The sequence below is a fragment of the Bacillus sp. I-2 genome (assembly GCF_001974945.1).
GTDB classification, from domain to species: domain Bacteria; phylum Bacillota; class Bacilli; order Bacillales; family Bacillaceae; genus Bacillus; species Bacillus safensis.
Map to the genome: position 1 here is coordinate 125,001 of NZ_LZRW01000047.1, position 6,575 is coordinate 131,575.

Below are 6,575 nucleotides of genomic sequence, written 5' to 3' on the forward strand. Positions count from 1 at the left end.
TATGTAACATTTGCCGGTTTACTGCTGATAAGCTACACTTAACATATTATAGCAGAGGTGAAGTTACATGATGATTCTACAAGTGAATCAGCTGTCCAAATCGTTTGGCGCTGATACCGTTTTAACGAATATAAAATTGGAAGTCAAAGCAAGGGATCGCATTGCCATTGTAGGTCGTAACGGCGCAGGCAAATCCACGCTTTTGAAAATCATTGCCGGTCAAATGTCTTACGAGCAAGGTGAGATCATCAAACCAAAAGACCTATCGATCGGCTATTTAGCACAGCATACCGATGTAACGTCTACACGTACGTTAAAAGACGAATTATTATCGGTTTTTGATCATTTAAAAGAGATGGAACAAGAGATGAGAACCATTGAGGAGAAAATGGCTTCCTCCACAGGTTCTGAGCTGGATGCCCTGATGAAAACCTATGACAGGCTGCAGCAGGAATTTAAAGATCAAGGCGGCTATCAATATGAAGCAGATGTCCGCTCCATTCTGCATGGACTCGGCTTTAGTCATTTCGAAGATGAGACAACCGTCCAATCCTTAAGCGGCGGCCAGAAAACCCGTCTAGCGCTTGGAAAGCTCTTATTAATGAAACCAGAACTCTTAATTCTGGATGAGCCGACCAACCATTTAGATATTGATACCTTATCATGGCTGGAGCAGTATTTGCAAAATTATACAGGTGCCATTCTCATCGTGTCCCATGACCGCTATTTCTTAGACAAAGTCGTAAACCATGTCTATGAAGTCTCAAGAACTTCGATGAAAAAATTTGCAGGGAACTATAGTAAGTATCTTGAGCTGAAAGCAGAGCAGCTCGAGCGGGATATGAAACTATACGAAAAGCAGCAAGAAGAGATCTCAAAGCTTCAGGATTTCGTGGATCGCAACCTGGCAAGAGCTTCAACTACAAAGCGCGCACAAAGCAGGCGCAAGCAGCTCGAACGAATGGATCGTTTAGATAAGCCTTTAGGTGACGAAAAATCCGCAAACTTTCATTTTGATATTACGAGACAAAGCGGCAATGATGTGCTGAAGGTGCATGATCTCGATATTCGTTATGATGAAAAAACACCGCTCCTATCCTCTCTTTCTTTTCAGATTAAACGCGAGGATAGTGTGGCACTCATTGGTCCTAACGGGATCGGGAAATCAACCCTTTTAAAAACGTTAACAAACACATTAACACCAGTAAAAGGCGACATCACTTTTGGATCTCATGTCACGATCGGCTACTATGACCAAGAGCAAGCCAAACTGACATCCTCGAAAAAAGTGCTCAATGAGCTTTGGGATGACTATCCTCATATGAATGAAAAAGAAATTCGGACATGTTTAGGAAACTTCCTTTTTTCCGGTGATGACGTTTTAAAGCCTGTCCATGCATTAAGCGGCGGAGAAAAAGCACGCCTTGCACTGGCAAAGCTGATGCTCCAAAAAGCCAATTTCCTTATTCTCGATGAGCCTACAAACCATCTGGACTTAGATAGTAAGGAAATTTTAGAGAATGCACTAATCGACTATCCAGGAACCATCTTATTTGTCTCGCATGATCGTTATTTTATCAATCGTCTCGCCACGAAAGTATTTGAGCTTTCGCCTACAGAAACAAGAGAATATCTCGGTGATTATGACTACTATCTTGAAAAGAAAAATGAACAATTAGAGCTGGAGGCACTTCAAGAAAATGAACCGCTTAAAATACAAGCTGCACAGCCAGCAGAAAAGGCAAAGCTTTCTTATGCGGAAGAAAAAGAGCTGAAAAAGAAAGAAAGACAAAAGCAGCGCAGAATCGAAGAAATTGAAGAACGCATTGCTGTCGTCGAAGACAAGCTCGGTGAAAATGAACAGCTGCTATGTGATCCTGATATTTTTCAAGATCACGAGAAGGTCCAATACATTCAAACAGAAAATGATACGCTCAATCAAGAGCTGGAATCACTTTTTGCGGAGTGGGAAGAGCTGTCAGAAGCTTAAAGAGTGCCCTAAGGGTACTCTTTTTTCTTTCAATGAAAATTTATTATCCACAACGATACCCACAATAACTTCTTGATTATTCTTAAATACTTTGGACTTATCCACTTTATCCACAGAGTTTTAATCACATATCCACAAAAAAGATCATATTTATACACACCCTCTTCATTTTAAAACAAAATTTTCTAACAATTGTGGATATATAACGTTTACATGTGAATAAATCGCTTTCATAAAAAATAAAAACCCCTGTAATCCACAGGAGTTTTCATTCATATGAGACTAGCGGCAGCCCTGGCTGGCCATTCATCGCCATATCGCCTCTGATTCCTTTTTCAAATGCAACGGTTCCAGCGGCAGCAATCATGGCTGCATTGTCTGTGCAAAGAGATAATGGCGGAATAATGACCTTCACGTCTGGCAGCTTCGTAAATGCTGAGGTTAAAGCTTCTCTTAGTCCTTTATTGGCAGCGACTCCTCCAGCTAGAACAACCTGCTTCACACCATAGGCTTCTGCTGCTTTCAATGTTTTCCCAACAAGTACTTCAATGACGCTTGCTTGAAAACTTGCGGCCAAATTCTCTGGGGCAATCGTTTCACCCTTTTGTGACGCATTGTGTAAGGTGTTGATCACAGCTGATTTTAAACCACTGAAGCTAAAGTGATAGGACCCTTCTTCAAGCCATGCACGGGGAAGCTTAATTGTCGGCTCCCCTTCATGCGCTAACCGATCAATGTGAGGTCCGCCTGGGTACGGTAGACCCATCGTCCGGGCCACTTTATCGTACGCTTCTCCAGCTGCATCATCTAAAGTTTCTCCGATGACCTCAAAAGATCCGTGCTCCTTCATTAAAACAACCTCAGTATGTCCGCCGGAGACAACAAGAGCTAAACATGGGAACTCCAATTCATCAACAAGCTGGTTTGCATAAATATGCCCTGCAATATGATGAACACCAACAAGAGGAATTTGATGGGCAAAGCTCAGTGCCTTTGCTGCATTGACACCAATCAACAAGGCACCCACGAGGCCAGGTCCTTCTGTGACAGCAATCGCATCTAAATCCTTAAAACTCATACCCGCCTGTGCCATCACTTCTTCTAATACGATGGTGACTTGCTCCACGTGATGCCTTGAAGCAATTTCGGGTACAACTCCGCCAAATCGTTTATGACTGTCTATTTGCGAGGCCACCACATTCGCCACGATTTCCTTTCCATTTTTGACAATGGACGCAGCTGTTTCATCGCAGCTTGTTTCTATACCTAATATGAATCGATCTGTTTGTTCACTCATTTATATTCACCCACATGACTAATGCATCTTCTCCATTATCCGTATAATAATTCTTTCGAATAGAAGCTGGTCTGAAACCGAGCTTTTCATAGAGGGATTGTGCTGGTGTATTCGAAACCCGCACCTCTAAAGAAAGATGATCTGTCTTTTTTTCTTTGCAAAATTCCATGACATATCGAAGCAATGCTTCCCCGTAGCCTTTTCCTCTATGCTCAGGGAGAATCGCAATGTTCGTAATTTGTGCATCGTCCATGACAATCCAGACCCCGCAATACCCAACAGGCTGCTTATCTTCTTCAATGAGGAAATAATGGCTGTATTGGTTATGAAGAATCTCATACACAAACGATTCCTTTTTCCAAGGGGCTGTAAACGAATGCACTTCAATCGTATACACCTCTGGAATGTCCGCTACTGTCATTTGTCGTATCTCTGCTATGTGAAGATTATTTTTGTCCTTCAAGCCATTTCACTTCCGCTTCTGCCAAACGAATATAGTTAGGAACAAGCTGATGGACATCTTCAGCAGGACGATCTGCGCCTAAAAATGCAAGCACTGCAGGCCTTGGGTTATGAAATGTTCCCTCTGCCAGTACAGCCGTTTCTCCTAAAATGGAGCGAATGCTCTCTTCATGAAGGTGCACATCTTGTCCAAGAAATAGAACAGGCTTTCCTGTCTGCTTCAGTTCATGAAGCCAATCCGTGAGCAGGATATTTTGATCTGGTTCGACCTCTTTGATCTTACCTTTTTCAAACGTATAGAGTCCGGTATAAACTTGTCCTCTTCTCGCATCAAATAGAGGTGAGATATATCCATCAAAATATTGGCCATTTGCCGCAAGTGTTTCTAAACTAGAAACAGCCGATATCGGAATAGACAGCGTCCACGCAAGTGTTTTTGCGATGGTAACACCGATTCTGACGCCAGTGTAAGAACCAGGTCCTTTTGCCACAACGATTTTACTTAGTTCGCTTGGTGATACACCACATTCTTTCATCAATGCTTCAACAGTAGGCATCGCTCGGACGGAATGGTTCTTTTTTAAATACGTAATGCTCTCGCCAATCACAGTGAAGTCTCTTACAAGAGCAATTCCTAGTGTATGGTTTGATGTATCAATGGCCAGTATGGTCAAATTTTTTCATCTCCTTACAAAGGGTCTCATAACGCTCCCCTTTTGCATCAAACGTGAGATGCCGTTCTTCTTCACGTTCTGTTCTCAGCATTTCAATTTTTAAATAGGAAGAAGGCAATTGAGGCTCAATAAGATGTGCCCATTCAACCAAGCATACACCTTCACCCTCAAAATATTCTTCGAGGCCGATCTCTTCTTCTGCATCTTCCATGCGGTACACGTCCATATGATATAGTGGCAGTCTGCCATCGGTATATTCTTTAATAATTGTAAAGGTGGGGCTGTTGACGATACGGGTAATTCCTAAGCCTTCCGCAAAACCTTTTGAAAAAGTGGTTTTACCTGCACCTAAATCTCCTTCTAATGTCAATACATCGCCTGGCATCACAAGTTTGGCCAATGCAGCGGCAATTCGTTTCGTCTCATCCGCACCTTTTGTCGTCCATGTTAATTTCACCGTTGATGTCACCTCATTTCTTAAAATGATTATATCCTTTTTTCATTAACATTGTTTGTTGATCATTGTTTTTTAACATAACACTGGCTGCTTGATTATCTTTGACTTGTCCAATACGTGTGATCTGAATGCCTTCTTTTTGACATTGCGATTCAAAGCTTTCCCAATCACATTCTGGTATCGTACCAGTTAACACAAAATCTTCTCCGCCAAACAACACCCATTCAAGCCAGTCTTTGCGCAGCACCTGTAAATCTGGATGAATTGGAAGCTTATCAGCTTCTATCTCGATCATCACACAGCTCGCTTCGGCTATTTCATTTAACTCACTCGCTAATCCATCACTCACATCATTCAAGGTGACCCGCTGGAAACTTGAACAAATGTGTCCAGCAGCAATATGAGGCAGAGGCATTTTATGACGCTTAAGAAAAAAATCAGCATCGATCTTCTTAGTTGGAGCTGCTTCGTTCATTAAGATTGATAACCCAGCAGCTGATGAACCGAGTTCACCTGTGACAAAGACAACGTCTCCAGTCTGAGCACTGTGACGATAACAAGCTTTTCCCTTTGAAACCTCACCAATCACCGTCACGGTAATGACAAAGTCACTGCGGGTGGCCACTGTATCTCCACCAATCAAATCCATATGATAGGAGTCAGCCAACGCTTTCATTCCCTCGTAAAGTTCCGTGACGATTGTCTCATCACCATGGGGCGGGATCGCAATTGAAACAAGATAATACTTTGGGGTCCCTCCCATTGCAGCGATGTCACTAACATTGACTGCCAGTGCTTTAAAGCCAACTTCAAAAGGTGTGGAAAAGTCAAAACGAAAATGAACATGCTCCACCATTGTATCAACACAAACGACCTCTTCACAATGTGAATGAGGTTGATAAACACTTGCATCATCACCGATGCCCATGATCAAAGAGCGCTGATATGTATCTTTTGGTGTGATTCGGCGAATAAGATCAAATTCATCCATAAAAAGACAGCCCCTTCTTGCAATCAATTGGTTAAGTAGACATGAGGTCAAACACAGTTAGTATTAGTGTAGCGAATATAAGTCTCAGTTCCAACTAAAAATGATATAAAGAAAGCCTGGTGTGAAAAAACCAGGCTGAGTTGAAGTAATCTATCTATTCTTTCTTATAGTGTAGCCAAACACAAAACATTTCATTGCAACTTGGGCACTTGTAGAAAGAAAAAGACATAAAAAAAAACGAAACTATACGTTTTCGTTTACAAGTCATAAAAATGGCGGTCCGGACGGGACTCGAACCCGCGACCTCCTGCGTGACAGGCAGGCATTCTAACCAACTGAACTACCGGACCATTTTGGTTGCGGGGGCAGGATTTGAACCTGCGACCTTCGGGTTATGAGCCCGACGAGCTACCGAACTGCTCCACCCCGCGATGATATAAAGATAACAAGCTTGGCGGCGTCCTACTCTCACAGGGGGAAACCCCCAACTACCATCGGCGCTGAAGAGCTTAACTTCCGTGTTCGGTATGGGAACGGGTGTGACCTCTTCGCTATCGCCACCAAACCTGATGGAGAGAATGTTCTCTCAAAACTAGATAACAATGTTCATGCTTCACATTAGAATATAGGTTAAGTCCTCGATCTATTAGTATCTGTCAGCTCCACGTGTCACCACGCTTCCACCTCAGACCTATCAACCTGAT

The 6,575-nt window shown here is 42.7% G+C and carries 6 protein-coding genes, 2 tRNA genes and 1 rRNA gene; 1 reads left to right on the plus strand and 8 read right to left on the minus strand.

Going from position 1 to position 6,575, the window contains the following annotated elements; translation table 11 throughout:
- The first annotated feature begins 67 nt into the window (after positions 1-67).
- A complete protein-coding gene (locus BAE31_RS19295; RefSeq protein ID WP_076841152.1) occupies positions 68-1,990 on the plus strand; it encodes an ABC-F family ATP-binding cassette domain-containing protein in 1,923 nt (640 codons plus the stop codon).
- A 268-nt stretch (positions 1,991-2,258) separates the two neighbouring features.
- Here BAE31_RS19295 and tsaD read toward each other — a convergent pair whose 3' ends face one another.
- From tsaD to rrf, 8 genes are all read right to left on the minus strand, one after another.
- Complete coding sequence (gene tsaD, locus BAE31_RS19300; protein ID WP_076841153.1) at positions 2,259-3,287, minus strand: tRNA (adenosine(37)-N6)-threonylcarbamoyltransferase complex transferase subunit TsaD; 1,029 nt, start codon at positions 3,285-3,287, stop codon at positions 2,259-2,261.
- Entirely contained in the window at positions 3,280-3,708 is a 429-nt protein-coding gene (gene rimI / locus BAE31_RS19305) for a ribosomal protein S18-alanine N-acetyltransferase (protein WP_024424460.1), read from the minus strand. The genes tsaD and rimI overlap by 8 nt, the downstream gene beginning before the upstream one ends.
- 25 nt (positions 3,709-3,733) lie before the next feature.
- Positions 3,734-4,423: a tRNA (adenosine(37)-N6)-threonylcarbamoyltransferase complex dimerization subunit type 1 TsaB gene (gene tsaB / locus BAE31_RS19310; protein WP_076841154.1), complete on the minus strand. Its 690-nt coding sequence runs from the start codon at positions 4,421-4,423 to the stop codon at positions 3,734-3,736.
- Complete coding sequence (gene tsaE, locus BAE31_RS19315) at positions 4,404-4,880, minus strand: tRNA (adenosine(37)-N6)-threonylcarbamoyltransferase complex ATPase subunit type 1 TsaE (protein WP_034622161.1); 477 nt, start codon at positions 4,878-4,880, stop codon at positions 4,404-4,406. The genes tsaB and tsaE overlap by 20 nt, the downstream gene beginning before the upstream one ends.
- 13 nt (positions 4,881-4,893) lie before the next feature.
- Entirely contained in the window at positions 4,894-5,871 is a 978-nt protein-coding gene (thiL, locus tag BAE31_RS19320) for a thiamine-phosphate kinase (protein ID WP_076841155.1), read from the minus strand.
- A 273-nt stretch (positions 5,872-6,144) separates the two neighbouring features.
- Positions 6,145-6,221: transfer RNA gene (locus tag BAE31_RS19325), tRNA-Asp, on the minus strand.
- A gap of 4 nt (positions 6,222-6,225) precedes the next feature.
- A tRNA-Met gene (locus BAE31_RS19330) sits at positions 6,226-6,302 on the minus strand.
- 18 nt (positions 6,303-6,320) lie between these two features.
- Positions 6,321-6,436: ribosomal RNA gene (rrf, locus tag BAE31_RS19335) — 5S ribosomal RNA — on the minus strand.
- Positions 6,437-6,575 lie beyond the last annotated feature (139 nt).